This is a genomic window from Lactonifactor sp. BIOML-A5, from assembly GCF_009677585.1.
GTDB lineage: Bacteria > Bacillota > Clostridia > Lachnospirales > Lachnospiraceae > Lactonifactor.
The window spans coordinates 130467-156417 of the sequence record NZ_WKYV01000004.1 but is presented as its reverse complement, the minus strand read 5'-3'; the positions used below and the strand labels follow the sequence as shown (position 1 = coordinate 156417).

Genomic DNA, 25951 nt, shown 5'->3' with positions numbered 1-25951 from the left:
CTTTTGCCTCCCGTCATTTACAACTATTATACTATACCATCTATAAAAATTCTACTGGAAATCAAAGAGAGACATCTGATTGGAATCCGGAATATCCCCGAACAGGTTCAGATCGCTCATCAGATCAATGACCGTCTTACTCACCTTGGTACGTATCCGGAAATCATCCTTTGACAAAAATTCCCCGCCGGCGGCCGCTTCCACCACAGCATCGGCCGCACGGTCTCCAAGTCCTTCGATGGTATCTAACGCCGGCATCAGCTTCCCATCTACAATCCGGAAGGTATGAGCCTCCGCCCGGTAAAGATCAATGGGAACAAATTCAAACCCCCGTGCATACATCTCCTGCACTACCTTCATATCCTTGTAGGTATCCTGCTCTTTTTTACTCAGGGTATCCATACGCTTTTGATAATCATCCATAAAATATTCCAGTTTCTCTTTTCCCTGACACATAAGTTCATAGGAAAACGCCGTGGCCCTGATGCTGAAGAAAGCAGCATAGTATGCCAGAGGATAAAAAATCTTACAATAGGCAATCCGGAAAGCCATCATAACATACGCCGCGGCATGTGCTTTGGGGAACATGTACTTAATCTTTTTACAGGACCAGATATACCAGTCCGGCACCCCATGCTTCGTCATCTCTTCTTCCCACTCCGGCTTCAGTCCCTTGCCCTTCCGCACAGACTCCATGATGGTAAAGGAGAGGCCGCTCTCCAGTCCTTTCTGTATCAGATAGATCATAATATCATCCCTGGTGCAGATAGCGGTGGAGATGGTGGCCTTTCCCTCCTGTATCAGCGTCTGGGCATTGCCCAGCCAAACATCCGTACCATGAGCCAGCCCGGCGATACGCACCAAATCAGAGAAAGACTTGGGCTGGGTATCAATCAGCATCTGCATAGCAAACTCTGTACCGAACTCCGGAACCCCCAGGCATCCCAAAGGACATCCCCTTATATCCTCCGGAGTAATACCCAGAGCCTCTGTCCCCTGGAACAGGGACATTACCTCCTGGCTGTCCAGAGGAATTTCCCTGGCATTAATCCCTGTCAGGTCTTCCAGCATACGGATCATGGTAGGATCATCGTGTCCCAGAATATCCAGCTTCAGCAAGTTGGAATCAATGGAATGATAATCAAAATGTGTGGTTATAATATCACTGCCCATATCATTGGCAGGGTGCTGCACCGGGGTAAACTCTTCAATATCCCATCCGATGGGTAGTACAATGATCCCTCCCGGATGCTGGCCAGTGGTCCTGCGTACACCGGTACAGCCCTGGACAATCCGGTTAATCTCACAGTTCCTTTTTCTGGATCCCCTCTCCTCATAATAATTTTTCACATAGCCGAAAGCCGTCTTTTCTGCCAGTGTGCCAATGGTTCCCGCTTTAAAGGTCTGGCCGTAGCCAAAGATAACTTCCACATAACGGTGAGCCTTTCCCTGGTAGTCCCCGGAGAAGTTGAGGTCAATATCAGGCTCCTTATCCCCTTTAAATCCCAGAAATGTTTCAAACGGGATATCAAACCCTTCTTTCTGGAGATTGGCCCCGCACACCGGGCAGACTTTATCCGGCATGTCACAGCCAGCGCCTCCGGCGTACTTTTTTACATCTTCCGAGTCAAAGTCGCAGTAGTGACACTCTGCGCAGTAATAATGAGGGCTCAGGGGATTCACCTCTGTAATCCCGGACATGGTTGCGGCGAAAGAAGAACCTACAGATCCACGGGAGCCTACCAGATAGCCGTCACTGTTAGATTTCCACACCAGCTTCTGTGCAATCATATACATAACCGCATAGCCGTTGGATATAATAGAATTTAATTCTCTTTCCAGCCGCTCGGTAACGGGAGAGGGAAGCTCCTCTCCATAGATCTCGTGGGCTTTCTGATAACAGAGTTCCCGGAGCATCTCGTCGGAATTGGGAATCACCGGAGGGCATTTCCCCTTATGAACCGGTGATATTTTTTCACACATATCCGCAATTCTATTGGTATTCGTAATCACTACTTCCTCTGCTTTTTCCCTTCCCAGATAGGAGAATTCGGCCAGCATTTCTTCTGTGGTGCGCAGGTACAGGGGCGCCTGATCATCCGCGTCGTCAAATCCTTTTCCTGCCATTATAATTCTCCGGTAGACTTCGTCCTCGGGATCCAGAAAGTGGACGTCACAAGTGGCAACCACTGGTTTATTGAACTGTTCTCCCAGTTTCACAATCCTGCGGTTAATGTCCATCAGGTCCTCCTGGGTGGAAACCTCTATCTTATCGCTTCTCAGCATAAATCCATTATTCCCCAGGGGCTGGATTTCCAGATAATCATAGAAATCAGCCAGCCTTGCAATCTCCGTCTCTGGTCTGCCGTTTAGAATCGCCTGGTACAGCTCCCCTGCCTCACAGGCAGAGCCAATGAGCAGCCCCTCCTGAAGCTTCAGATACAGACTCTTTGGCACCCTTGGCCTCCGGTTATAGTATGTGAGATGGGACTGGGATATAATTTTATAGAGATTCACCCTTCCCTGATCGCTGGTGGCCAGAATAATCGCATGGTAGGTGGGCATCTTCATTACCACCTCAGGGGTAACTGCCCCTGCTTCATTCAGCTGATCCAGATTCTCTATTTCCCTCTCCTTTAGCATTTCAATAAATTTCACAAAGATTTCTGCCGTACAGGCCGCGTCATCCACCGCCCGGTGATGGTTCTGCAGAGAAACCCCCACTGCTTTGGCCACAGTATCCAGCTTAAACCGATTCAGGGCAGGCAAAAGAAATCTTGCCATTCCTACGGTGTCTGCATAGGTAAAATCCGTCTCAATGCCCAGATCTTCACAGTTTTTCTGAATAAAGCTCATATCAAACTCTGCATTGTGAGCCACCATGACTGCCCCCCGGCAGAACTCCATGAACCGGGGCAGAATATCTGTAATCTCCTCTGCCTGGGAAACCATATTATCATTTATCCCCGTAAGAGTCTCAATCCGGAAAGGAATGGGCACCTTAGGATTCACGAACGTGGAGAATCGATCTGTAATCTTTCCCCCTTCCACTCTCACTGCCCCTATTTCAATAATTTTATTCGCCAGAGGGCTGAAACCGGTAGTCTCGATGTCAAACACCACAAAAGCGCCATCCAGATTCTGTCCTTTGCTGTTGGATACAATGCCCTTGAGATCATCTACCAGATATGCCTCCACCCCATAGATAATTTTGAAATCCGCATCCTTAGGCATATCCCAGGTAGCGTGAAGAGCATCCGGGAATCCCTGAACGACCCCGTGGTCTGTGATCGCTATGGCCTTATGTCCCCACTCAAATGCCCTCATAATCAGAGCTTTGGCATCTGAGACACCGTCCATTTCACTCATCTTCGTGTGACAGTGAAGCTCCACACGCTTTTCCGGACTGGTGTCTGCCCGGCTGCTGGTAAAGTCAGCAATCTTTTTTATTCCCACAACTGAGCCTATTGTTAATTCACTGTCGAAACGGTCAATGGTAGTGACACCTTTCAGCTTAATAAATGATTTCACTTTTATCCCGGCCAGAATCTCCTCCACCTGATCATTTCTGGCAAACATTTTCACAGTGATAGAGTCTGTAAAATCCGTCATGGAGAATATGATAATTGTCTTTTCATTTCTGATTTCTCTGGTCTCCAGAGACATGATTTTCCCGCGAATACAGACTTCTCCCATTTCTCCCGTAATATGCTCCAGAGGCAGAGCCTCATCATCAAAATCACGTCCATACAACACCTCCGGATTGTCAGAACGCTTCACAGAACGGCGGAAGTCTCCGCCCCCAGTATTCTTCCCAAAGCTTCCCTTACCATTTCTCTTATCTGCCGCCCCGGCCCTCCCGGAAGTCTTGGACGTGTTTTTTCCCTGTGCAGGAACATCTTTTTTCTTCTCAGGCGCCGGCTTTTCTTTTTCCATGGACTTCTGCGGCAATGCCTCCTCATGGAGTTCCTCCTCAGGGTAGCTTTCCCCGGCTTTGTTTCCAAAGGACGACTGGGCAATGATATGGGCAGCTTCCTGCTGGATCCTCAGTTCACTGTTCTTTCTGGATTTGCTCTCCTTGGCCTCCATATACAAGGGCTCTACCTTCAGAGATAATCCGCACCGCTCGCAGAACACCTTTTCCAGATACTCCGTCAGCTCTTTCTCCTTCGTGGCAGCAAGCACCGATTGGGGAATCTGAAGAACCATACGTTCCGGCTCCGGAAACTCCACCTTTGCTGTGGCCAGCAGATTATAGACGAGGATACTGTATTCCTTCAGTTCTGTCAGCATACTGTTCCGATAGACTTCATAGAGGTTTTCCGGCGTGTACTGGGAGGAAAGGCTGAATTTTTCTATGATTTTCACTTCCATGGACACCCCCGGGAAAAACTGGGAGGAGATGGCCTCTTCCAAATCATAAATATATTTTTTATGTATCCACTGACGGCTGAGGAGATATACCCTCAGCCGGTCTTTGGCAGAATTGGCGGCTACCTTAGTCACCTGAACTCCATCCAGCAGTTCCTGAAGTTTATCTTCTACTTTAAGATTGGGAAAAACCTCAAAAAAATCTTTTTCCATATTACAAAACTCCTATTGTTCCCAATGTTCCAGCTCCTTGCGCAGACAGGAAAGGAGTTCATCCTCAGGTACCTTGCGGATTATCTCCCCCTTTTTAATCAGTAGCCCCACGCCTTTGCCTCCGGCGATTCCGATATCGGCTTCCTTAGCCTCTCCCGGTCCATTGACCACACATCCCATCACAGCCACCTTAATGTCCAGAGGAAATTCCTGCACCATAGTCTCCACCTGATTGGCCAGTCCAATAAGATCAATCTCCGTGCGTCCGCAGGTAGGACAGGAGACCACTTCTATCCCTCCCTTTCGGAGCCCCAGGGTTTTCAAAATCCCTTTTGCAGATTTAATTTCTTCCACCGGATCTCCTGTCAGTGACACCCGAATAGTATCGCCGATTCCCTGATACAAAATAATTCCCAGCCCCACGGCAGACTTAATATTCCCGGAATACAGAGTTCCCGCCTCGGTAATTCCCACATGCAGAGGGTACTGTGTTCTGCTGGCAATTAACTCATGGGCTTTCACACACATCATTACATCTGAGGACTTAATGCTGATCACCAGATTGTCATAACCCAGCTCCTCAATGATCTTCACTTTGTCCAGTGCGCTTTCCACAAGTCCCTCTGCTGTCACCCCGTGATACCGCTCCACCAGTTCCTTTTCCAGGGAACCGCTGTTTACCCCCACACGGATAGGAACGCTTCTCTCCTTTGCCGCATCCACCACGGCCTTGATACGCTCTCTGCTGCCAATGTTCCCCGGGTTAATCCTAATCTTATCCGCCCCGTTCTCAATAGCAGCTATAGCCATGCGGTAGTCAAAATGTATATCTGCCACTAGGGGGACAGAAATCTGCTGTTTAATCTCTCTTAGGGCCAGAGCCGCCTCCATAGTAGGTACTGTACACCTGACGATCTCGCACCCCGCCGCCGTGAGGGCCCGAATCTGAGCAACTGTCCCCTTAATATCCTCTGTTTTTGTATTTGTCATAGACTGGATAAGAACAGGATTACCGCCGCCGATAACCCTGTCCCCTATAGAAACAACTTTTGTACGCTCTCTGTACATTGCATATTCTCCATTTCTTTCCTGATTTTATATAAAAACGTTAAATTTAATATTTCAATCCATGCTGTCCTCGCAGACAGTGACTATATTTTACTACGTATTGTGTGATTTGACAATGCTCTCAAACCACACTGCCTCGCAGGCAGTGACTCTCCAGTAGGCTCAATCCCTCATTTGCAATATAATTTCAATCCACACTGCCCTCGCAGGCAGTGACAGCAATTATACATAATTTAACTCTATTTTACCACTTCATTTTTGTTAATTCCATACAAAAATACAATATCCCGTACTTTTCTTTTCCTTTTTCCAAACAAGTATTCCCCTATTTCAAGTGCGAATCCCCCGGTAATTCTATGTTCACTTATGGTTCGCACCTGAAAAAAATTTATACAAAGTGTTTGCAGTTGGGCTCCCAAATTATATTTTAATGAACGGTGTACCCATTTGCCAGCCAAAAGAGCAGCATTAAGATATAACCTCGGGTACAAGTTGGGAGCTTCCTATCTGTCATTATAACTCATTTTGCTTCAAGATCCCATCAGGAGCGAAGGAATTTCCATATTCCCCCGCCCCTGCAGATGATTACAGAGCGTCCAGCGCTTCCTGCGCTGTCTTCTGTGCCTCGTCCAGCGCTTCCTGTGCCGGTATATTCTCAATTTCAACTTTGTCCGCAGCTATCTTCAGAGCATCATATACCTTTCCCCCTGTGGGATCAATAGGAAGAATGGATGCGTGCATAGACTGTTCCAGCGGAACTAGAATCTGCGGATTCTCCTCGGCAAATGCCTGGAATGCCTCATTTTCTTTGACAGACTGACGGACTGCCACATAGCCGGTTTCCATCGACCATTTTGCCTGCTGCTCAGCCTCTGTAAAGTATTTCATAAATTCATAGGCCCCCTGCTTTGCCTCGTCGCTGCCGCCCTTCACCATGGTAAACTGCAGAGCCCTGGCAACTGGTGCCGGAGGATTATCATGGAATCCCGGCTGAGGCATGGCTGCCACCACCGAAAAGTCAAGATCCGCCTGATCTCCTGATGAGCCGGTATACCCTCCTGCCCGGTTCTGGAGAACATCATCCATGGTGTCATACCAGTACTGCCAGCCCTGTCCGCCGTAATGTATCCTCATAGTCTTATCCTCGTGAATCCACTGGCGGAAGGCTTCCCAAACCTCCACCCATTCCTTGGAATTGATCAAAACGGATTTGCCGTCGTCACTGAATACAGAGCCTCCATTGCTGAATACCGCATCCATAAGATTATCCTCATTGTACATAGGCTCCCATCCGTAGAAGGTGGTTTCCTCTCCATCCCTGACCGTCATACCCTCGGCTGCCTGGGCAAGATCCTGCCAGGTCTTTATGTTGTCCGCCTGAATGCCTGCCTTCTCAAAAGCTTCCATGTTATAGTACATCACCTGCGTAGTTCCGTAGGCCGGAATAGCGAATAGCTCTCCATTCTCTGTAAATCCCTGATTGTAAAATACTGGGATAAAATCTTCTGTATTCATGGACGCATCCTTTTCCACAAAAGCCTTCAGATCTTCCAGAAGCCCCTTTTCTGCCAGGTTTACTGCTTTGTCTGCATCCAGAAGCACCACATCCGGCTGCTTTTTCCCCGCAATGGCTGCCTGGAGTTTCTCGTAGGTCTCATCGTAATCCGCCTGGACTACCCCTTTTGCTTCATAGGTGTCCTGGCTGCTGTTAAACTGCTGAATAATTTCATCCAGCACCTTGGTGGCCGTCTTGCCTCCGGAATACCATACTTTCACTTGTACCCTGTCTCCAGCATCTTCTTTGCTGTCAGCCTGCGCCGTCTTTTGACATCCTCCCATAAGTCCGGTACACAAACTCAGAACAAGTACCGCTGCTGCTGCCTTCTTTGTTTTCATAATTCTTATCTCCTCTCTGAATCCTTTCTTTCTGTTACCCTTTCATCCCTGTATCGCTGATCCCTTTAATAAACCATTTTTGTGTAAATAAAAACAACAGCAAAAGGGGAATGACAATGACCGCACTGGCCGCCATTACCTTAGGCCATTCTGTGCCGTAAGCACCGCCTTCTATAAAAAACATCCGCAGCCCCTGAGAGATGAGCGCCTTATCCGGTGTCTCCGTGATAAGAGAGGGCCACATATAGCTGTTATAGCTTGTGATAAAGCTCATAAGAATAAATGTAATAAAAGTTGGGCGGGTAAGCGGGAACACAATATTCCACAGAATATACCACGGCCTGGCTCCGTCTACCTTGGCCGCTTCAACCAATCCGTAGGGCAGCTGCATAAATGCCTGCCGGAGCAGAAAGATCCCAAAAATATTTACCGTACAGGATATGGTAAGTCCTGTCAGGCTGTCCAGCAGGTTCAGTTGGGATAATATAATATAGCCCGGGATGTATGTGGCTGCGGGAGGAAGCATATAGGTTCCCACCACCACCAGAAACAAGGCTTTACGGCCCCGGAACCTCATAAATGAGAGCGCATATGCCATCATACCCCCGGTAACCACCTGAAGAAGGACAATGGCCGCCGACACCAGAAGGCTGTTTCCCATATACCGGAGGATGGGAGAATGAAAAATCACTTCCGCAAAGTTCCCCCACTGTGCCTCCTGAGGCAAAAAAATTTCTGTATTCATAACCTCTGCTTTTGTCTTAAGCGCGCTGATGACCATCCATAAAAACGGGAATGCCATAACAAGGCTGATTCCAGCAAGAAATACGTGCTTTACTGCCTCTCCGGTTATCCACGCCAGCTTTCCCACCTTTGCAGTCCTTCTTATACATCGCTCCTGGGCTGTCTTCCCTGAGGGAAGCTTCAGTGCCTGTAAATTTTCCATAACTGGAACACTCCCTTTCTAATAATGTACCGATTTTTTTGAAACCGCAAACTGTATTCCCGCCAGCGCTGACGCAATGATCACCAGAAGCACACCAGATGCTGCAGCCTGCCCCATATGAAACTGTTCAAAACCCAGCTGGTAATAAAGATACAGCAGTGTTCGGGTACTTCCAGAGGGGCCTCCCTGGGTCAGAACCTGAATCTGGTCGTAGGCCTGGAGGGCATTGACTGTATTCAGAACAACCAGAAACAAGGTGGTGGGGGAAACCATAGGTACAGTTATATGTCTCATGAGTGCCAGTCTGGATGCCCCGTCTACCTTGCCCGCATCGTACAGCTCTTCCGGAACCTTTGCCAATGCCGTCAGATAGAATATCATGGCATACCCCAAGGTCTTCCAGAGGGTAACCAGAATCACGGAAAGCATTGCCGTTTGAGAACTGTGCAGCCACTGCAGAGCCGGCATATGTAAAAAACGAAGCACGAGATTGGCAATCCCGGTATCCGGTTCGAAGATCCAAGTCCAGACGATAGAGATAGCCACCGTAGGGGTAATCCAGGGTGAAAATAAGATAAACTGGTAAACTTTGCTCCCTTTCTTCAGACTTCTCACCAGAACGGCAAGCAAAAATCCCCCGGCAATCACCGGTATCGCTGTCCCCAGTCCGAAGACCAGTGTATTTTTAAGAGCAGGGAAAAATCCTCCTGTGCTCAATAGATCTTTATAATTTTTCAACCCTACAAAATCATATTCCGGGGTCATATAATCCCAATTTGTAAAACTGATCCATCCGGAACGAATAATAGGGTAAATCCAAAATACGATTAGGGGTATCAGAATCGGCAATATAAAAAACAATGCCTCTCCCCGCCTTCTCCACTTGTACATTCTGTGCTCCCTCCATCTTTGTTCATTTTTTGAACTTCCATCATTTTACTTCTGTTTGAAGGGATTGTCAAGTACTTTTGTTCATTTTTTGAACCTCCGTATTCCATTGCAGCACAAAACCGGTACAGAACAGGTATGTATTACCTGTTCTGTACCGGTCTCTTCCCAGCCATATATTGTTCCTTACGATTCTCAACCGTTAATCTGCAATAATTTCGTTTTCAGTTCATTTTCCAGGCGGTTCATTTCCACCTCAGCTTCCCTTCGCTTCTGCTTTCCTTCCTGCTGAATCTTCATCACCTCATCCAGCGTAGAGATAAGAGATTCGTTGGTCATCTTCAGCGTCTCCATATCTACTATGCCCCGCTCTGATTCTTTTGCAGTCTCTATGGTAGCCAGTTTCAGTGTCTCTGCATTCTTTCTCAGCAGATCATTTGTCATATCTGTCACCTGGCGCTGAGCCTCTGCTGCCTGGGTGGAATGAGCCACACCCAGTGCCAGCACCATCTGACTTTTCCACAGAGGGATTGTGTTTACCAAAGTGGACTGAATCTTCTCTGCCATCAGGGTATCATTGCCCTGAACCAGACGAATCTGTGGTGCCGTCTGGATAGAGATCATCCTGGTTAACTCCAGATCATGAATCTTTTTCTCAAATCGATTACAAAGGGAGTCCAGATCCTTGGCAGCCTGGGCGTCCTCTGGAAGACCGCTGGACTGCGCCTTTGCCATAAGGCTGCTGAGTTCCTTCCCCCTGACCTCCTGAAGCTTCTTCTTTCCTGCCAGAATGTACATGGACAGCTCTTTAAAATAGGTCAGATTCAACTGATACATCTTATCCAGCACTGCTATGTCCTTCAAAAGCTGAATCTGATGTTTCTCCAGCACCTGACAAATCTTGTCTATATTTACCTCAGTTTTGTCAAACTTTGTCTTCATGGCAGTAATCTTGTTGGAAGTCTTTTTGAAAAATCCCAGGAAACCCTTTTCTTCTTCTTCCACATCAAAGCTTTTCAACTCGGACACCACATTGGAAAGGAGATCTCCAATTTCTCCCAGATCCTTTGTCTTTACATTTTCCAGGGCCCCTTCAGAGAAATCAGCCATTTTTTTCTGGGTTCCCGCTCCGTACTGAAGGATAGCATTGGAATTGTTCAGATCTATCTGCTGGGCGAACTCGTCCACCATTTTAATCTCCTCCGCGGAGAGAATATCATCATTCCAGGTCTTCTCAGGCTCCTGAGGCTTAGGCTCTATGATCTCTTCCTTTGTGGGAAGGGGATCAAAGGTCAGTGTAGGGGTTGCAGTGAAATCCTTAAATTCTTCGCTCATATGTTATCCTCTTTTCTTAAAAGTCCTTTTTTGTCAGGCCCTCTTGTGCCAGCATAGTCTGAAGCACAGAGATGTCCGTAGAGATATCCCATGCCGTGTCCTTAAAGAAACTGTCCAGCAGATTCTCAAATGCCGTGCTGATAGTGTCCAAAGTCTCTTCTATCTCTCTTTTTGCAGTTGCTATATTCTCCCCCTGCACCGGCTGGGCATCCAGTTCCTCATAGGCCTTCAGCAGTTTCATCGTAGTGGGCAGATAGTAATCCATAAATTTTCTCAGATCCGAAATCAACTCCGGATGCTGCTCCACCCGCTGGAAAATCTTTTGTATCACCACTTCCAGACGGGAAATCTTTTTCGATATCTCAACCCCTGGAATAGCGTCATTGCTCCCTTTGATTGCTTCCAGATAATCATTTCCTTCCTTAATTACCTTTCTGGCCTCCTCCGACAAACCGCTTTTGGGCTTTGCTGCCTCCTGCTGCAATTCCTTTTGTCGGATCTCCAGCTGCTTTTGGGCCAGCTGGTACTGTTCGTACACATCATCAGATGCAATCAGGCAGGTATTCTGCTGATCCAGATGTCCCTGCAGAAACAAACCTCTCTCTATCATATTTCTCAGGTCCTTAATCACATAATTTTCTGATTTTCCCACCAGCCGGGCCAATTCCTTTATGCCGCAGTAATTCCGGCCCCGTAAGCCACGAATATAGTTTTTAAATCTTTTTAACCGCCCCAAAATGGTGCTTCCCTTCCAGGTCATAATCACACTTCCGATAAGCAGAGGAAGCATAATAAATATAGGGATGCTAAAAGCTGCCCCCATACTTCCGGTCGCGATTGCCACAATCAGGAGAATTAACACAGCAATCCCCAAACCGCCGGTGAGAATCCCCCCAGTGATCGTCAGTGCATATCCCGCACAGGAGGACGGACCGGTTTTTGCAAAGAGCGAAGGAGAGCTATTTACAATCTCCCTTGGCCTTATATAGCTATTTCTGTTTTGGTAACGGTATCTTCCCTGCTGTTCTCTGACTTCCTCCTGAATGCGCTGCCCGGCCTGTCCGGCGGCAGAACCTGCGTTTCGGATCGTACGGTTTACATTCTCCATTGCGCTGGTAACCGTGTCGCTGATCGACTGATTTAATTTATGAAAATTCTGGGAATCTATAGCATTCTCCACTATGTCACGAATCTCATCCCCCAGATTGATCCAATCCTGATTGGCCATCTTGCCCTCCCTGTATCTGTATTGTATTCTATCATGTTTCGTCCTACAGTGAATTATATATGATATAATAAGAAAAATCAATGCTTCCGGAAAGGTCTTAAAAGTTAAAAAAGTTCCGGAGGCTAACTTCCGGAACTTTTCATACTTTTTTCTTAAACCTCAACGGTCCATCCAAACTTGTCTTCTATCTTTCCAAGCTGGATTCCTGTCACTGTATCGTATAGTCTCTGACTCAGTTCTCCGATACCTCCGTCTCCTATCTGGAATACGTCATTCTCATAGCGGAGATGTCCAACCGGTGATATAACAGCCGCCGTACCGCTTCCCCAGACCTCTTCCAGAGTGCCTGTTCTGGCTGCCTCTTCCAGCTCATCTACAGATACTTTTCTTTCTTCCACAGGAATTCCCCAGGATTTGCAAAGTTCTATGCAGGTTCTTCTGGTAACGCCGGAAAGAATAGAGCCGTTCAGCATAGGCGTCACTACTGTCCCATCTATTTTAAAGAAAATATTCATGGCACCTACTTCTTCAATGTACTTTCTTTCCACGCCGTCCAGCCAGAGCACCTGGGAATACCCATCCTCATGAGCCTTCATCTGAGATGCCATGGATGCCACGTAATTACCTCCGGTCTTAGCCTCTCCAATACCGCCGCGGACAGCTCTCACATATTCATCCTCGATCCAGATTTTAACAGGATCCAGGCCCTCCGGGTAATAAGCTCCCACAGGAGATAAAATAATCATAAATTTATAGGTATAAGAAGGTCTAACTCCCAGAAATGGATCTGTCGCAATTACAAAGGGACGTATGTAAAGAGATGTCCCCTCTTTTGTAGGGATCCATGCCTCGTCAATTTTCACAACCTGCTTAATCGCCTCCATAAATATATCCTCAGGGATCTCGGGGATCATCAGGCGGCGGTTAGAATGGTTTGCCCTTTCTATATTCTTATCCGGGCGGAATAACAGAATCCTTCCGTCCTCTGTCTTGTATGCTTTTAAGCCTTCAAACATTTCCTGTCCATAGTGGAACACCATGGCGGAGGGTTCCAGTTCCAGGTTATGATATGGTACAATTCGTGGATCGTGCCATCCCTTTCCTTCCGTATAATCCATCTCAAACATGTGGTCTGTAAAAATAGTACCGAATACTAATGGATTATCCTTGTCCGGAATTGGTTTTGGATTTGTAGTTTTCTCAATCTTAATCTCTAACATGTGATTTTCCTCCTCTATCTACAATCCACTTTATCGCTACGACGTGTTACATTGCAATATCATGAATCTTTTTTTATTATTATACTTTTTTCAGACACTGTCAAGAGACAGACCTGAGAAAATCAGGCCTTTTTCCTCTCATATTTGACAAATTCATATTCCAGGTCAAAATATGTCTGCTCCTCACTTTTACCGGTAATTTCCCACTCCCCGTCCTCATCCAGGTTCGGAAAGAAGCTGTCGGCTTCAAAGGCAAAGTCTATTCTCGTCACATGAGCTGTTGAGCAGTATGGCAGAAGAAGTTTATAAATGCTGTCTCCTCCGATGACATAGATCTCCTTCTCCTCATAGGGCTTTAGTGCCTCCGTAAGTTCGTCCAGGGAATGAACCACTGTCCCCCCCTTAACGCTATACCCAGGATTCCTGGTCAGTATTATGTTCGTCCTGTTTTTTAACGGCATCTGATTGGGGAAGCTTTCCAGAGTTTTTCTCCCCATAACGACAACCTTGCCGGTAGTCTGTGTTCGGAAGAACTTCATATCAGAGGGAATGCTGACCAGAAGTTTATTGTCTTTTCCGATCCCCCAGTTTTTATCAGCAGCTACAATTAAATTCATAGAGTTCTCCTTTCTTTCTACACAGCTATGGGAATATTTTTGATCTGGGGACCCGTCTGGTAATTTTCCACGGTCAGATCATTCACTGTAAATTGATAGAAATCCCGAATCTCCGGGTTCAGTGTCACCTTGGGCGCCGGATACACCGGACGGGAGATAAGCTCCTGCACCAGAGGAATATGCCGATCATAGATATGAGCGTCCGCAATCACGTGCACCAACTCCCCTGCCTTCATCCCAGACACTTGGGCAAACATCATAAGAAGCAGTGAATACTGACACACATTCCAGTTGTTGGCAGCAAGAACATCCTGGGATCTTTGATTGAGAATCCCATTCAGAATCAGCTGATCGCTGTCCTTCTCCTTCGTCACATTAAACGTCATTGAGTACGCACAGGGATACAGGTGCATTTCATGAAGATCCTGGTGAACATAGATATTGGTCATGATTCTGCGGCTGTAGGGGTTCTCTCTCAGATCAAAGAGTACCCTGTCTACCTGATCCATCATTCCTTCTCTGTACTGGTGCTTCACGCTCATCTGGTAGCCGTAGGCCTTACCGATGGATCCCGTCTCATCTGCCCAGCTGTCCCATACATGGCTGTTCAGCTCTTTAATGTTATTGGATTTCTTCTGCCAGATCCACAAAATCTCATCCATAGCGCTCTTTAAGGCAGTGCGCCGCAGTGTCAGGGCCGGGAATTCCTTTGAGAGATCATAACGGTTCACTAGTCCAAATCGTTTGATTGTGTAGGCTGAGGTGCCGTCCTCCCATACCGGACGGACTTTCTCTCCCTCTGTGCTGGTTCCGTTGTCTATAATATCCCGGCACATGGTGATAAATATATTATCTGCTAAACTCATGTTTTTTCTCCTTTATCTGTAATCAGTTGCCAGTCTCCGTAACGGGATGTCCCGATTTTTCCATTATAATATATACAAATACCAGGTGCAAGCAATTTGACGCCTCTCCTAAAACATGATATATTCTCGTCATAGGAGTGTGAACAAATGAAAAAATTTTTGATTTTACTTTTAAAGCCACTGTCTTTTCTTCCTGCCCTTGCAATCATGTACATGATCTTCTCTTTTTCCGGACAGACCGGCGCGGTCTCGTCCAATATCAGCTACAAAGTAAGCCATAAAATTGTAACCGTCGGCAGCGATCTTCTGGGAAAAGATTTTTCAGAGGATCAGATCGATTCTTATGTTGAGAAGATCCATGGACCGGTCCGCAAGCTGGCACATATGACAGAGTATTTTATCCTGGCAGTTGCCGTTTCCTTTCCTCTCTATGTATATAATCTGAGAGGTATCCCCCTCATGATTGTAGCCGGTGCCATCTGTGTGGCCTTTGCCTGCGGAGATGAGTATCACCAGTCATTTGTAGAAGGAAGAGGGCCCTCCAAACGAGATGTCATGATAGACAGTGTGGGCGTATTCTTTGGAATTATTCTTGTAAGAATCGTGTGCTGGGTATTTCTCGCCCCGTCCAGGATGAGAAAAGCCAGACTCCGAAAAAAAAGAGCGAGGTAAGCCCCGGCTTACTCCGCTCTTTTTTCATCCTCTTCTTTTTTATCATCCTCTGGTTCAGGATCCGGATCATTGGCTGCTTTGGTGCATCGAATCCACCCCTTAATAGAGAAATACAGCAGTCCTGCCCCTATTATCCCAAAGGCTACCCCTGCCAGCGCTATCCAAAAAGAGGGACTCTCCCCTTTCACATATCCCCCCACAAGAGAATACGCAATATAAATCAGATATGCCCCTGCCAGAATCCGCAGCATATAGGTGCTTTTCATTCTGTTTGAATCCATAATTTTTCCTCGTTTCCTGTGGTTTTCTATCCTCTAGAATAGCAAATCTGGTCGTAAAAGGCAACTGCTGTTTTATAATCCGCCCGCTAAGAGACTGCAAACTGGCTCTCATACAGTTTGGCATAGAATCCATTTTCTTCCAGAAGTTCCTCATGATTCCCCTGTTCTATAATATTGCCATCCTTCATAACCAGGATTACATCCGCACTTTTAATGGTAGAAAGACGGTGGGCCACAATAAAGCTGGTTCTGCCCTCCATAAGCTTTTCAAATGCCTGCTGGATCTTTATCTCCGTACGGGTATCAATAGATGAGGTAGCCTCATCCAGGATCAGCATGGGAGGTTTTAACAGCATTACTCTTGCAATACACAAAAGCTGCTTTTGCCCCTGGGACAGGTTGCCCCCGTCCTCTGTTATAACGGTATCATACCCATTTTTCATACGCTTAATAAAGCTATGGGCATAGGCTGCTTTTGCTGCCTCAAGAATCTCCTCCCGGGATGCCTCCGGTCTTCCGTATGCTATATTTTCCGCTATGGTACCTGACCGAAGCCAGGTGTCCTGAAGCACCATACCGAACTGCCGCCTGAGACTGTCACGCTTCACATGTCCCGCCTCATATCCGCTCACCTTTATGTTCCCGCGGTCAATATCGTAAAATCGCATCAGCAGATTGATAAGGGTGGTTTTTCCACAGCCTGTGGGACCCACAATTGCAATTCTCTGCCCGGGTTTCACGTTCAGGTTAATATTCTCCAGAAGAGAGGTTCCTGGAAAATAGGAAAAATACACATGAGACAGTTCAAGACTCCCGTCGCACTCCTTAAGCTCCGCCGCATCCTCCGAATCCGGCTCTACAGAAGGGGTATCCATAAAGTCAAAAATGCGCCGTGCACAGGCAAGTGCATTCTGCAGTTCTGTCACTACCCCTGATATTTCATTAAATGGCTTCGTATACTGGTTGGCATAATTCAAAAAGCTGGAAAGCTGTCCTACGGTAATTCCGCCGTTTAATACAGTAAAGGCCCCGAAAATACCAACTCCTGTATATACCAGACCATTTACAAACCGAGTTGCCGGATTTGTGATCGAAGAGAAGAACAGCGCACGGATCCCACACACACGCAGCTTCTCGTTAACCTCCTGAAACCTTTCTTCTGCTTTCTTCTCATAACAAAAGGCCTGTACCAGCTTTTGATTTCCCACCAGTTCCTCCACCAGAGATGTCATATCCCCTCTGGTTTCTGACTGAAGCTTAAACATGGAAAATGTGCGCTTGGCTATAAAGCTGGCAACAAAAAGAGACACAGGGGTGATCAGGACTACAATAAGTGTAATTTTGACATGAATGGAGAGCATAAATCCCAGTGTACCCACAATTGTGACTACCCCGGTAAACAGCTGGGTAAATCCCATGAGAAGCCCGTCTGAAAACTGATCCACATCTGTCACAATCCGGCTCATAATCTCCCCGGGCTGATTGCTGTCAATATATTTAACCGGGACCTCTTCCAGGTGTGCAAATGCCTTTCTGCGGATGTCCCGCACCACACAAAAGGTAACATGGTTTGTTGCCAGATTCATAAACCACTGGGCCACTGCCGTAACAGCTACTATTATCCCCAGTTTTGCAATAATTTTCAGTACTCCGTCAAAGAGAACCTGACCTTTTCCCAGAATAAGGTCTACCCCTTCTCCGATTAAGATAGGCGCATACAGGGTGAATGTCACACTTATAAGGGAAAATACAAGTATCACAGCTACGTATCCCCTGTAAGGCCGTATAAAATCCAGTACTCTTTTCAGTGTATCCTTCTGTTTCATCTCCTCTGCACCTCCTCTCTGGATAACTGGGAGGTACAGATTTCTTCGTATACCCGGCAGTTCTCCAAAAGCTCCCGGTGGGTTCCCATACCTGCCATTCTGCCGTCATCCAATACCAGTATCTTATCCGCATGCTTGATAGAGGAAGCCCTTTGGGATACAATAAAAACGGTCATTCCTTTTGTCTTCTCTTTTATGGCTTTTCTCAGCGCCGCGTCCGTAGCAAAGTCAAGAGCTGAGGCACTGTCATCCAGAATCAGGATATCTGGCTTCCCCACAAGGGCTCTGGCTATCGTCAAGCGCTGGCGCTGGCCGCCCGAAAGATTCCTGCCCCCCTGGTGAATCTTAAGGTCCAGTCCCTCTTTTTTCCCTTCCACAAAAGCTGTTGCCTGGGCAATGTCCAGGGATTCACGGATTTCACTGTCTGAGGCCTCTTCTTTTCCCCATTTCATGTTGTCACGTAGTGTCCCCTGAAAAAGTACTGCCTTCTGAGGCACTATGCCAATCCGGCTGCGTATATACTCCAATCGGTATTCCTGTATGGGCCGGCCTCTAAAAAGCACCTCTCCTTTGGAGGTATCATAAAACCTGGGAATCAGATGAACCAATGTTGATTTGCCAGCTCCGGTTCCTCCGATAATTCCGATGGTCTCACCCTGAGCGGCCGAAAAAGATATCTCCTCCAGTGCATTCTCCTTGGCATTTGCATATGAAAAGGATACCTGTCTGAATTCCACGGCCGGCACCTCCCCCTCTCCCCCGCTTCCTGTCTTTTCTCCCTCATGCATAGACGGCTGCGTATGAAAGACTTCATTGATCCGTATGGCTGACGCTGTTGCTTTTGTAAATGTGATAATCAGATTGGCCAGGGCAATCAGTGCCAGAAGAATCTGAGACATGTAGTTTATAAGGGCAATCAGCTCGCCCTGGGTAATCTCCCCGCTGTCTACCACATAGCCTCCGGACCAGAGAATTGCCATTATTGCCAGATTCACCACTACATAGGTGGCCGGGTTGAGCAGCGCGGAGATTCTTCCCGCATGCAGCTGTATCCTGGTAAGTGCTCCTGTGGTTTCCTCAAAACGGCTGATTTCTTCCTGCTGTTTCGAAAATGCACGCACGACTCTGGATCCTATATGGTTTTCTCTGGTAAGCAGGGAAACTCTGTCCAGTGCCGCCTGGGCACTCTTGTAGATGGGGATCGTACTTTTTACTATAAAATAGATAATCAGAGAAATTACGGGCACAGCAATCAAAAATATCACCGTCATCTTTACACTTATAGTGAATGCCATAAGTACTGCCCCCACAACAATAAAGGGGGACCTCAGAAACAGCCGGAGCACCAGATTCACCCCTGCCTGGGTCTGGTTGATGTCACTGGTCATCCGGGTTACCAGGGTCGGGGTTCCCAGGATATCCAGTTCAGTGTATGACATATTGTTTATATGTGCGAATAAGTCCCTTCTCAGCGCTGTGCCGAATCCCATAGCTGCTTTTGCCGCAAAATATTGGGCAGTCAGGGAACAGACCAGTCCCAGGCCACCAAAGAATACAAGAAGAAGCCCCATGTGCCAGATATAGGGCCTGTCATGGTTTCTGATACCCGTATCAATGATAGCAGCCATAACAAGGGGCACAATCAGCTCAAAGCAGGCCTCCAGCATCTTAAACAGGGGGCCCAAAATACTCTCTTTTTTATAATCTTTTAGATATCGAATCAGTTCTCTCATGGATTAGTTTCCTTTATACATCGGTTTTTCCCTTTTGCGCACGGTTAAAAGTATAGCATACTTCCCTGTTCTTTTCTATGAACGTCAGGATATTTTGATAGACCTTTTCTTTCCCTTTCTCGTTTAATATTTCGTGCCGCATACCCGGATAACGTTTTTGGGTGATGTTATGGTAGCCAACGCTGTACAGACAGCGGATAGCATGATAAAATTTCCTGCCGCTTCCGATGCAGGGATCCTCTGTCCCTCCCAGAAAAAGGATGGGAAGCTGCGGATTATAGCATTTCCAGTTCTTCTGATTGTACGTCTCCTCCATCAGTTTCAGCAGCCCCAGATATGCATCGCAGGAAAACGTGAATCCGCAGAGCCTGGACCTGTCATATTCCTCCACAACCTCAGGGTCTGAGCATGTCCACCCAAAACGGCTTTTTTCACCGGGAAACCTGGCCATATAGCTTCCAAAGGAAAGAGCCTCCAGCAGTTTGCTTCTGTGTCTGCGCCCAAAAAGCTTTCCCTCTGTCCAAGCGATAAGAATCCCCAGCTTTACCGCCGGATTCTTGCTGGGGGAGCCCGTTAAGATCAGCGTCTGTAACTGGTCATCATATTTCTTTATATAGTTTCTGGCTATCAGGGATCCCATACTGTGCCCCACAAGAATCACCGGCACACCGGGCCACTGCTCCTTCGCCAGACAGGTCACCTGAAAGAGATCCTCCACCAGGGCACCGGATCCCCCTCCATAGAAATAACCCAGGTCCTCCTGGCTGCGAATACTTTTGCCATGCCCTCTGTGATCATGAATTACACAGGCGTAGCCATGGGAAGCCAGATATCTCATCAGCGGGAGATACCGCTCTTTATATTCCGACATTCCATGGGAGATCTGAACAATGCCGCGTATCTCCCCCTCTGGCTCTACAGACCTTACATCCAGATCTAATTGGTCGTAATTCGATGGTATCATAAGTTTATTTTCTATCATTATTACCACTTCCTCACCTTTTTTATTTATTGATTATACATTTTGCCCAATATTTCCGAAACGATTGACAAACAATTGACACGACGGTATGATTACAGTATAGTACAAATGTGTTTTATTGTCACTAAATTCAAGGGGAAAAGGAGATATTGTATGGAGAAATTATTTAAACTCAAAGAACACAATACGGATGTCAGAACCGAAATCATGGCCGGAATTACGACATTCCTGACGATGGCCTACATCCTGGCTGTCAATCCTGATCTGCTAAGTGCTTCAGGGATGGACAGCGGCGCAGTATTTACGGCAACCGCTCTGGCCTCCGCCCTGGCCACCTTCATCATGGCATTCTGGGCAAACTATCCCATCGCCTTATCCGCAGGCATGGGACTGAATGCCTACTTTGCCTTCAGCGTTTGTCTCGTTGACTTAAAGGACATTCAGGATCCCTGGAAAATAGCTCTGGCCGCTGTCTTTGTAGAAGGTATTATCTTTATCCTGTTATCCTTCTTCAAATTCAGAGAAACCATTGTGAATTCTATTCCTAAAAACCTGAAACTTGGGATCACAGCAGGCATCGGGCTCTTCATTGCCTTTATTGGCCTTCAGGGTGCCGGGGTGACTATCAGCAATGATTCCACACTGGTAGGCCTGGGAAGCTTTGCTTCCCCCGGTGTAACCTTATGTGTCATCGGCGTGATTGCCATTGCGGTAATGAACCATTACAAGGTAAAGGGATCTATCCTCTGGGGAATCCTTGGAACCTGGGTTCTGGGTATGATCGCACAGGGAATCGGCTGGTATGCAGTGGATCCGGAAAACGGAGTTTACTCTCTGATTCCTTCCCTGTCAGCCTCCAGCTTTATTCCTCCGTCCATTGCCCCTACCTTTTTCCAATTTGATTTCAGCTGGGTAGGCGGACATATATTTGAATTTATTGTCATTGTTTTCTCTTTCTTATTTGTAGATTTATTTGACACAGTAGGTACCGTTATCGGTATTGCCGATCAGGGCAATCTACTGGACAAAGACGGCAAGTTACCCCGTGTGGGCCGTGTTCTTATGGCAGATGCCATCGGTACCACCGCAGGCGCAGTGCTGGGTACCTCTACCATCACAAGCTTCGTAGAATCCAGCGCCGGTGTTGCAGAGGGAGGCAAGACAGGCCTTACAGCACTGACCACCGGAATTCTCTTCCTGGTAGCGCTGTTCCTGTCACCTATTTTCCTTGCCATCCCGTCCTTTGCCACAGCTCCGGCCCTTATTATCGTAGGACTGAATATGGCTTCCGCTGTACTTAAGATGGACTTCTCTGTAGATATGGCAGATGCGCTGGGGGGCTACCTGGCATTTCTGATGATGCCTTTGACCTATTCCATTGCCAATGGCATTATGTTCGGTATTCTGACCTGGATTATAGTTAAGCTTTTTACAAAAAAAGCAAAAGATATCCATCCCATTATGTATGTAATCGGCATTCTCTTCCTGCTGAGAATTGTCAGCACTTTATAGTTCTGTTTCCAATACAAAAACAACCTAGTGACGTAATAAAACACATAGAAAGGACCCGGAGAAGCGCTCCGGGTCCTTTTTAAAAGACTGCGTCCACAATTTCCTGGGAATCCGTATCCACAAGTCCGAAGGTAGTCAGCTTCAGACGGGGGATAACCGGCAGACTGATAAAGGCCAGTGTCATAAATGGATCAATTCCCTCCGGTACACCCAGCTCTCTGGCTATCTGTTTCATTTTCAGGATCTGCCCCTCTACCTCTCTGAGCGGCCGGTCACTCATAATACCGGCAATCGGCAGGGGAAGTACCTCCAAAACCTTTCCGTCCAGGGCAATTGCCCATCCTCCCTGCATCTTTCTTACCGCCTCTGCCGCGGTGTACATATCCTGCTCACTGGCTCCTGCCACAATCAGGTTGTGGGAGTCATGTGCCACAGAGGATGCAATAGCCCCTTTTTTCAGGCCGTAATTCTTTACATAGCCCAGTCCTATATGCCCGGTACAGAGGTGGCGTTCCATAACAGCCAGTTTGATGATATCCTGCTGCACATCAATGCCGTTGCTGGCAGAAGAATACTCTGTGATATACTCACCTGTGAGAATCTGACCCGGGTGCAGTTCTATCACGCGCATCTTCTCCGGCTGCCGGTCCCGGGATACCGGGAGATAAAAGTCCTCCACGGTAAACCGCTTCATACGGAAGGTGTGGGTAACACTTTCCTTCAGCTTACTGTTCACCACAGGTTCCTGAACAGCGCAGCCGTTATGCCGGTCAGCGGCCAGAAGCCCTTTTTTATACACTTGTTCCACCTGAACCTGTTTCAGGTCACTGAGCACCACCAGATCTGCCTGATAAGAAGGCGCTACCGCCCCCAGATGCTTCAGGCCAAAATAGCGGGCCGTATTATAAGTTGCCATCTTTACCGCTATGCACGGATCTGCCCCGAGAGAGACCGCTTTGCGTATGATATAGTCAATGTGGCCCAGTTTTTCCAAATCTCCCGGATGTTTGTCATCTGTAACCAGCATGGCGTGCTCACAGTAAGGGCGTTCAAAGAGGGGCATAAGAGCCTCCAGATTCTTTGCGGCCGTCCCCTCCCGAATCATCATCCACTGTCCCTGACGGATTCTCTCCAGTCCCTCCTCTGCGGTTGCACATTCGTGGTCAGACATTACTCCCGCCGTGAGATATGCACAGAGTTCTTTGCCTCCCAGCCCAGGCGCATGCCCGTCAACTACCTTTCCCTGGGAAACAGCCTCCTGAATCTTTTTTAACACATTCATATCCCCGGCGACAGTGCCGACATAGTTCATGACTTCTGCCAGGCCCACCACCCTCTTTGACTGGTAGTAGGGTTTCAGCTCCTCCGCCTCAAGGCAGGCACCGCTTTCATCCAGCAAAGCGGCCGGCACACAGGAGGGAAGGACAAAATATACCTCCAGGGGAAGCCCTTCTGTGGCCCTCATCATATAATCGATCCCCTGTGTGCCGCATACATTGGCAATCTCATGTGGGTCTGTAAAAACTGCTGTTGTGCCGTGGGGAAGTACCGTTCTGGCGAATTCTGCAGGCTGCATCATAGAGCTTTCCAGATGGATGTGTCCGTCCATAAAGCCGGGGGCAATATATTTACCGGTGCAGTCTACCTCCTTGCGGCCTCTGTACGAGCCGATTCCAACGATCATTCCTTCACAGACAGCTACATCCCCTTCCTGAATATCCTCTGTAAACACATTTACAATCTTTCCATGTTTCAGCACCAAATCGGCGTCTTCCAATCCTTTTGCAACTCTAATCTGCCTCTCCAGCATATGTGCTCCCTCCATCGATTCCTGCAGCCCCTTTGCACACAGCCAAAGGAGACCACAATTATTTTATCTTTTTCCCTGCCACATATTTGCCTGCTATCTGGCTGTCATCTGCCAGGTATATCAGGCGTTCCATTCTCTCTTTAACTGTCAGTTCCTGGGGATAAGGACATTGGGAATCATCCAAAACCACTGCATCCATCTCATAGCCGGGCTCAAAGCTCCCCACTTTTCCGAAGAAGGATCCCCCCCCCTTCGTCCCCAGGTAAAATGCTTCCTCAAAAGAAAGCGGCTTTAAGGAACTGTCAGAAAGCCTCCAGCGAAGCTTTGAAGTCTGTATGGCATCTGCCATTGCCCACAGAATAGAGGTAGCAAATCCACCTGCCACATCGCTTCCCAGCCCAACATTCATATCCCGCTCCAGATAGGTTCTTACCGGCGCCACACCGGAAGACAGGTTTGTATTAGACTGGGGACAGTGTGCAATGTAGACACCACGCTGTTTCATCCGCCGTATCTCTTCCTCTCCGGAATGTACACAGTGGGCCATTACCGCAGGATATTCCCCTCCGAACAGCCCAAAATGATCGTAGGCATCTCCATAGAAGTCTGACCACGGACAGAGCTCTCTGACCCATTCCACTTCTCCCTGATTCTCCGATAAATGAGACTGTACGGGAAGGCCGTATTCCCTTTGAATCTCCTTCAGTCCGCTCATCAGCTCATCTGTACAGCTGGGAATGAACCGGGGGGTAAGTATAGGACGTGTTCTCTCGTATTTATCCCTGATCTTTTCAAGCCACTGCCTCGTGCTCTGCAGGGATTCTCCGGCACTTTTCTCCCGGAGCTCATCCGGTGAATTCCGGTCCATATTTACCTTTCCCACCATGGTGATAAGCCCGGACTCCTCCAAAAGATCCATAAGCAGCTCCGTCGCCTCTTCATGTATGGTTCCGAATACCACCGCTCTGGTGGTGGCCCCATTCTTCAGATCCCGGACAAACATTTCATAAGCCTTCCTGGCATATTCCAGATCCCGGTATTTGGCCTCCTCCGGAAAGGTGTGTGTGTTCAGCCAATCCAAAAGCTCCAGATCCATCCCCAGACCCCGGAAGGCATACTGGGGCGCGTGAACATGGAGGTCCGTAAGGCCGGGGATAATCAGACAGTTTCCACAGTCTGTGATCTCTGCATCCTCGTATTCGGCGGGTAGACTGGAATATACCCCCTCTATGGTTCCCTGCCTGCTTACCAGATACCCCCTGTCTGCCGTCTCCAGCTGCTTTTTTCCCGTGCTGTAACAAATGTTGCCCCGCAAAATCAATAACTCCTGCATGTTTCTTCCTCCTTCCAAAACGCACAAAAGTTCCCGCTCTCACACGGGAACTTATAGTCAACTATTACGGTAGTTGGTAGAAACGTCCGTCCAATTACGAACTTATATAAGTATACATTTATCCGTTTTCCTTTTATACAACTTTATTATAATGGACACCGGAAGCACTGTCAACCGTGGAATGGCCGGCACTTTTTCCTTTTCCTAAAAAGAGCCTCTCTCCACAGGGAAAGAAGCTCTTGTAATATGCCGCATTTATTTCTCTACTACTTCCAGAACATCCATAGGACAAGCCTTTGCACAGATACCGCAGGCAATACATTTGGATGCTGCAGGTGAATCCTCTGCTTTTACCATCACGCCGAATGGACAGACTTCCGCACATTTGCCGCAGCCTGTACAGAGTTTTTTATTCACTGTATATACCCCTTTCGCATTCTGTGTGATAGCTCCTGCTTCGCAGACTTCAGCGCATTTGCCGCACTGTGGACATACCATAGGCTTCGGTGCACCTTTCTTCTCTACGATTTCGATGCAGGATTTGCCGGGATCAAACTCTTTGTAGAACGCATTGGAGCAGGCTCTCACACACTCCAGACATGCCATACAGGTTGACCCTTTTTTCACCGTTAGTTTTTTCATTAAAAATTCCTCCACCTTCACATAAATTATTGTTAAACTTTAATCATACCTGTAGTGTATCATTAATGATGGAATTTCTCAAGTAGAATTTGGGGGTTTTATGTCCTATTTTGTCTTGTCATAGTATACCATAGCGATGATTTCTAAAGGCTCATCATTGGGGTTTTCCAGGCTGTGGCTCTGTCCCACTTCGATCACACAGACATCCCCCGGAACCACCTCTGTTCTGCTGCCGTCATTGTCTGTAAAAATACCTTTTCCGCTAAGTATGTAATAGGGTTCGGTTTCTCCTATATGCTGATGCATTCCGATAGAGCTGTGGGGATGGATAACTACTTTTGCCAGCAGCTTCCCGTGTCCCAGCAGTTCATCCTCCGATACAATGTGATGAAAGGTAACACTTCCATCTCCTCCCCTTGCATTCTCTTTTGTGGCGATTGTCGCTTTTCTTACCATCTTTGGTACCTCCTGTAATCTTCAATTTCCATATGTCCAGTATACGTAAAAAAACA

Annotated in this window: 20 protein-coding genes and 1 riboswitch; of the genes, 2 read left to right on the top strand and 18 right to left on the bottom strand. The window is 47.4% G+C overall.

Features of this window, described 5'->3' with window-relative positions; translation table 11 throughout:
• Positions 1–51 precede the first annotated feature (51 nt).
• The 10 genes from GKG41_RS04445 to thyA all read right to left on the bottom strand — a co-directional run bounded on the left by GKG41_RS04445 (position 52) and on the right by thyA (position 14648).
• Entirely contained in the window at positions 52–4584 is a 4533-nt protein-coding gene (locus tag GKG41_RS04445) for a PolC-type DNA polymerase III (RefSeq protein ID WP_154257369.1), read from the bottom strand.
• Between the two features lie 12 nt (positions 4585–4596).
• Positions 4597–5652: a flavodoxin-dependent (E)-4-hydroxy-3-methylbut-2-enyl-diphosphate synthase gene (ispG, locus tag GKG41_RS04440; protein WP_154257368.1), complete on the bottom strand. Its 1056-nt coding sequence runs from the start codon at positions 5650–5652 to the stop codon at positions 4597–4599.
• 585 nt (positions 5653–6237) lie between these two features.
• Positions 6238–7548, bottom strand: coding sequence for an ABC transporter substrate-binding protein (locus GKG41_RS04435; protein WP_154257367.1), 1311 nt, complete (start codon positions 7546–7548; stop codon positions 6238–6240).
• Positions 7549–7582: 34 nt separating this feature from the next.
• On the bottom strand, positions 7583–8494 hold the full coding sequence (locus GKG41_RS04430) for a carbohydrate ABC transporter permease (protein ID WP_154257366.1): 912 nt from the start codon (positions 8492–8494) through the stop codon (positions 7583–7585).
• Positions 8495–8512: 18 nt separating this feature from the next.
• Positions 8513–9385 (bottom strand): sugar ABC transporter permease, encoded by an 873-nt coding sequence (locus GKG41_RS04425; protein WP_154257365.1) that lies wholly within the window; start codon positions 9383–9385, stop codon positions 8513–8515.
• 192 nt (positions 9386–9577) lie between these two features.
• Entirely contained in the window at positions 9578–10717 is a 1140-nt protein-coding gene (locus GKG41_RS04420) for a toxic anion resistance protein (protein ID WP_072849066.1), read from the bottom strand.
• 16 nt (positions 10718–10733) lie between these two features.
• A complete protein-coding gene (locus GKG41_RS04415) occupies positions 10734–11945 on the bottom strand; it encodes a 5-bromo-4-chloroindolyl phosphate hydrolysis family protein (RefSeq protein WP_154257364.1) in 1212 nt (403 codons plus the stop codon).
• A 152-nt stretch (positions 11946–12097) separates the two neighbouring features.
• Positions 12098–13165 (bottom strand): branched-chain amino acid aminotransferase, encoded by a 1068-nt coding sequence (locus tag GKG41_RS04410; protein ID WP_154257363.1) that lies wholly within the window; start codon positions 13163–13165, stop codon positions 12098–12100.
• 122 nt (positions 13166–13287) lie between these two features.
• Positions 13288–13782 (bottom strand): dihydrofolate reductase, encoded by a 495-nt coding sequence (locus tag GKG41_RS04405; RefSeq protein WP_154257362.1) that lies wholly within the window; start codon positions 13780–13782, stop codon positions 13288–13290.
• A gap of 17 nt (positions 13783–13799) precedes the next feature.
• Positions 13800–14648 carry a thymidylate synthase gene (gene thyA / locus GKG41_RS04400; RefSeq protein WP_154257361.1) on the bottom strand — a complete coding sequence of 283 codons (849 nt, stop codon included), beginning with the start codon at positions 14646–14648 and terminating at the stop codon, positions 13800–13802.
• 147 nt (positions 14649–14795) lie between these two features.
• Between thyA and GKG41_RS04395 the strand changes: the two genes are divergently transcribed.
• A complete protein-coding gene (locus GKG41_RS04395) occupies positions 14796–15320 on the top strand; it encodes a VanZ family protein (protein ID WP_154257360.1) in 525 nt (174 codons plus the stop codon).
• 8 nt (positions 15321–15328) lie between these two features.
• Here GKG41_RS04395 and GKG41_RS04390 read toward each other — a convergent pair whose 3' ends face one another.
• From GKG41_RS04390 to GKG41_RS04375, 4 genes are all read right to left on the bottom strand, one after another.
• Positions 15329–15601 carry a hypothetical protein gene (locus tag GKG41_RS04390; protein ID WP_154257359.1) on the bottom strand — a complete coding sequence of 91 codons (273 nt, stop codon included), beginning with the start codon at positions 15599–15601 and terminating at the stop codon, positions 15329–15331.
• An 86-nt stretch (positions 15602–15687) separates the two neighbouring features.
• Positions 15688–17427: an ABC transporter ATP-binding protein gene (locus GKG41_RS04385; RefSeq protein ID WP_154257358.1), complete on the bottom strand. Its 1740-nt coding sequence runs from the start codon at positions 17425–17427 to the stop codon at positions 15688–15690.
• Positions 17424–19160, bottom strand: a complete 1737-nt coding sequence (locus GKG41_RS04380; protein WP_154257357.1) for an ABC transporter ATP-binding protein — start codon at positions 19158–19160, stop codon at positions 17424–17426. The genes GKG41_RS04385 and GKG41_RS04380 overlap by 4 nt, the downstream gene beginning before the upstream one ends.
• Before the next feature lie 13 nt (positions 19161–19173).
• Positions 19174–20142, bottom strand: a complete 969-nt coding sequence (locus GKG41_RS04375; RefSeq protein ID WP_154257356.1) for an alpha/beta fold hydrolase — start codon at positions 20140–20142, stop codon at positions 19174–19176.
• 153 nt (positions 20143–20295) lie between these two features.
• Between GKG41_RS04375 and GKG41_RS04370 the strand changes: the two genes are divergently transcribed.
• The gene (locus GKG41_RS04370) at positions 20296–21654 is read left to right on the top strand and encodes an NCS2 family permease (RefSeq protein ID WP_154257354.1); all 1359 of its coding nucleotides are present in this window, start codon (positions 20296–20298) and stop codon (positions 21652–21654) included.
• Between the two features lie 79 nt (positions 21655–21733).
• On the opposite strand, the gene ade is transcribed toward GKG41_RS04370, so the two are convergent.
• From ade to GKG41_RS04350, 4 genes are all read right to left on the bottom strand, one after another.
• On the bottom strand, positions 21734–23464 hold the full coding sequence (gene ade, locus GKG41_RS04365; RefSeq protein WP_347563260.1) for an adenine deaminase: 1731 nt from the start codon (positions 23462–23464) through the stop codon (positions 21734–21736).
• A gap of 58 nt (positions 23465–23522) precedes the next feature.
• Positions 23523–24797: an amidohydrolase family protein gene (locus tag GKG41_RS04360; protein ID WP_154257350.1), complete on the bottom strand. Its 1275-nt coding sequence runs from the start codon at positions 24795–24797 to the stop codon at positions 23523–23525.
• Between the two features lie 34 nt (positions 24798–24831).
• Positions 24832–24927, bottom strand: a riboswitch (purine riboswitch).
• A gap of 125 nt (positions 24928–25052) precedes the next feature.
• Positions 25053–25439 (bottom strand): 4Fe-4S binding protein, encoded by a 387-nt coding sequence (locus tag GKG41_RS04355; RefSeq protein ID WP_072849090.1) that lies wholly within the window; start codon positions 25437–25439, stop codon positions 25053–25055.
• 105 nt (positions 25440–25544) lie between these two features.
• Positions 25545–25895 (bottom strand): cupin domain-containing protein, encoded by a 351-nt coding sequence (locus tag GKG41_RS04350; RefSeq protein ID WP_154257348.1) that lies wholly within the window; start codon positions 25893–25895, stop codon positions 25545–25547.
• Between the last annotated feature and the right edge of the window lie 56 nt (positions 25896–25951).

Excerpts from the sequence above, each read along its gene's own strand:
- thyA (WP_154257361.1), bottom strand. The coding sequence starts at position 14,648 with ATGAGTTTAGCAGATAATATATTTATCACCATGTGCCGGGATATTATA.
- GKG41_RS04360 (WP_154257350.1), bottom strand. The coding sequence starts at position 24,797 with ATGCAGGAGTTATTGATTTTGCGGGGCAACATTTGTTACAGCACGGGA.
- GKG41_RS04350 (WP_154257348.1), bottom strand. The coding sequence starts at position 25,895 with ATGGTAAGAAAAGCGACAATCGCCACAAAAGAGAATGCAAGGGGAGGA.
- GKG41_RS04420 (WP_072849066.1), bottom strand. The coding sequence starts at position 10,717 with ATGAGCGAAGAATTTAAGGATTTCACTGCAACCCCTACACTGACCTTT.
- GKG41_RS04405 (WP_154257362.1), bottom strand. The coding sequence starts at position 13,782 with ATGAATTTAATTGTAGCTGCTGATAAAAACTGGGGGATCGGAAAAGAC.
- GKG41_RS04430 (WP_154257366.1), bottom strand. The coding sequence starts at position 8,494 with ATGGAAAATTTACAGGCACTGAAGCTTCCCTCAGGGAAGACAGCCCAG.
- GKG41_RS04435 (WP_154257367.1), bottom strand. The coding sequence starts at position 7,548 with ATGAAAACAAAGAAGGCAGCAGCAGCGGTACTTGTTCTGAGTTTGTGT.
- GKG41_RS04375 (WP_154257356.1), bottom strand. The coding sequence starts at position 20,142 with ATGATAGAAAATAAACTTATGATACCATCGAATTACGACCAATTAGAT.
- ade (WP_347563260.1), bottom strand. The coding sequence starts at position 23,464 with ATGCTGGAGAGGCAGATTAGAGTTGCAAAAGGATTGGAAGACGCCGAT.
- GKG41_RS04410 (WP_154257363.1), bottom strand. The coding sequence starts at position 13,165 with ATGTTAGAGATTAAGATTGAGAAAACTACAAATCCAAAACCAATTCCG.
- GKG41_RS04380 (WP_154257357.1), bottom strand. The coding sequence starts at position 19,160 with ATGAGAGAACTGATTCGATATCTAAAAGATTATAAAAAAGAGAGTATT.
- GKG41_RS04390 (WP_154257359.1), bottom strand. The coding sequence starts at position 15,601 with ATGGATTCAAACAGAATGAAAAGCACCTATATGCTGCGGATTCTGGCA.
- GKG41_RS04370 (WP_154257354.1), top strand. The coding sequence starts at position 20,296 with ATGGAGAAATTATTTAAACTCAAAGAACACAATACGGATGTCAGAACC.
- GKG41_RS04425 (WP_154257365.1), bottom strand. The coding sequence starts at position 9,385 with ATGTACAAGTGGAGAAGGCGGGGAGAGGCATTGTTTTTTATATTGCCG.
- GKG41_RS04355 (WP_072849090.1), bottom strand. The coding sequence starts at position 25,439 with ATGAAAAAACTAACGGTGAAAAAAGGGTCAACCTGTATGGCATGTCTG.
- GKG41_RS04415 (WP_154257364.1), bottom strand. The coding sequence starts at position 11,945 with ATGGCCAATCAGGATTGGATCAATCTGGGGGATGAGATTCGTGACATA.
- GKG41_RS04395 (WP_154257360.1), top strand. The coding sequence starts at position 14,796 with ATGAAAAAATTTTTGATTTTACTTTTAAAGCCACTGTCTTTTCTTCCT.
- ispG (WP_154257368.1), bottom strand. The coding sequence starts at position 5,652 with ATGTACAGAGAGCGTACAAAAGTTGTTTCTATAGGGGACAGGGTTATC.
- GKG41_RS04445 (WP_154257369.1), bottom strand. The coding sequence starts at position 4,584 with ATGGAAAAAGATTTTTTTGAGGTTTTTCCCAATCTTAAAGTAGAAGAT.
- GKG41_RS04385 (WP_154257358.1), bottom strand. The coding sequence starts at position 17,427 with ATGAAACAGAAGGATACACTGAAAAGAGTACTGGATTTTATACGGCCT.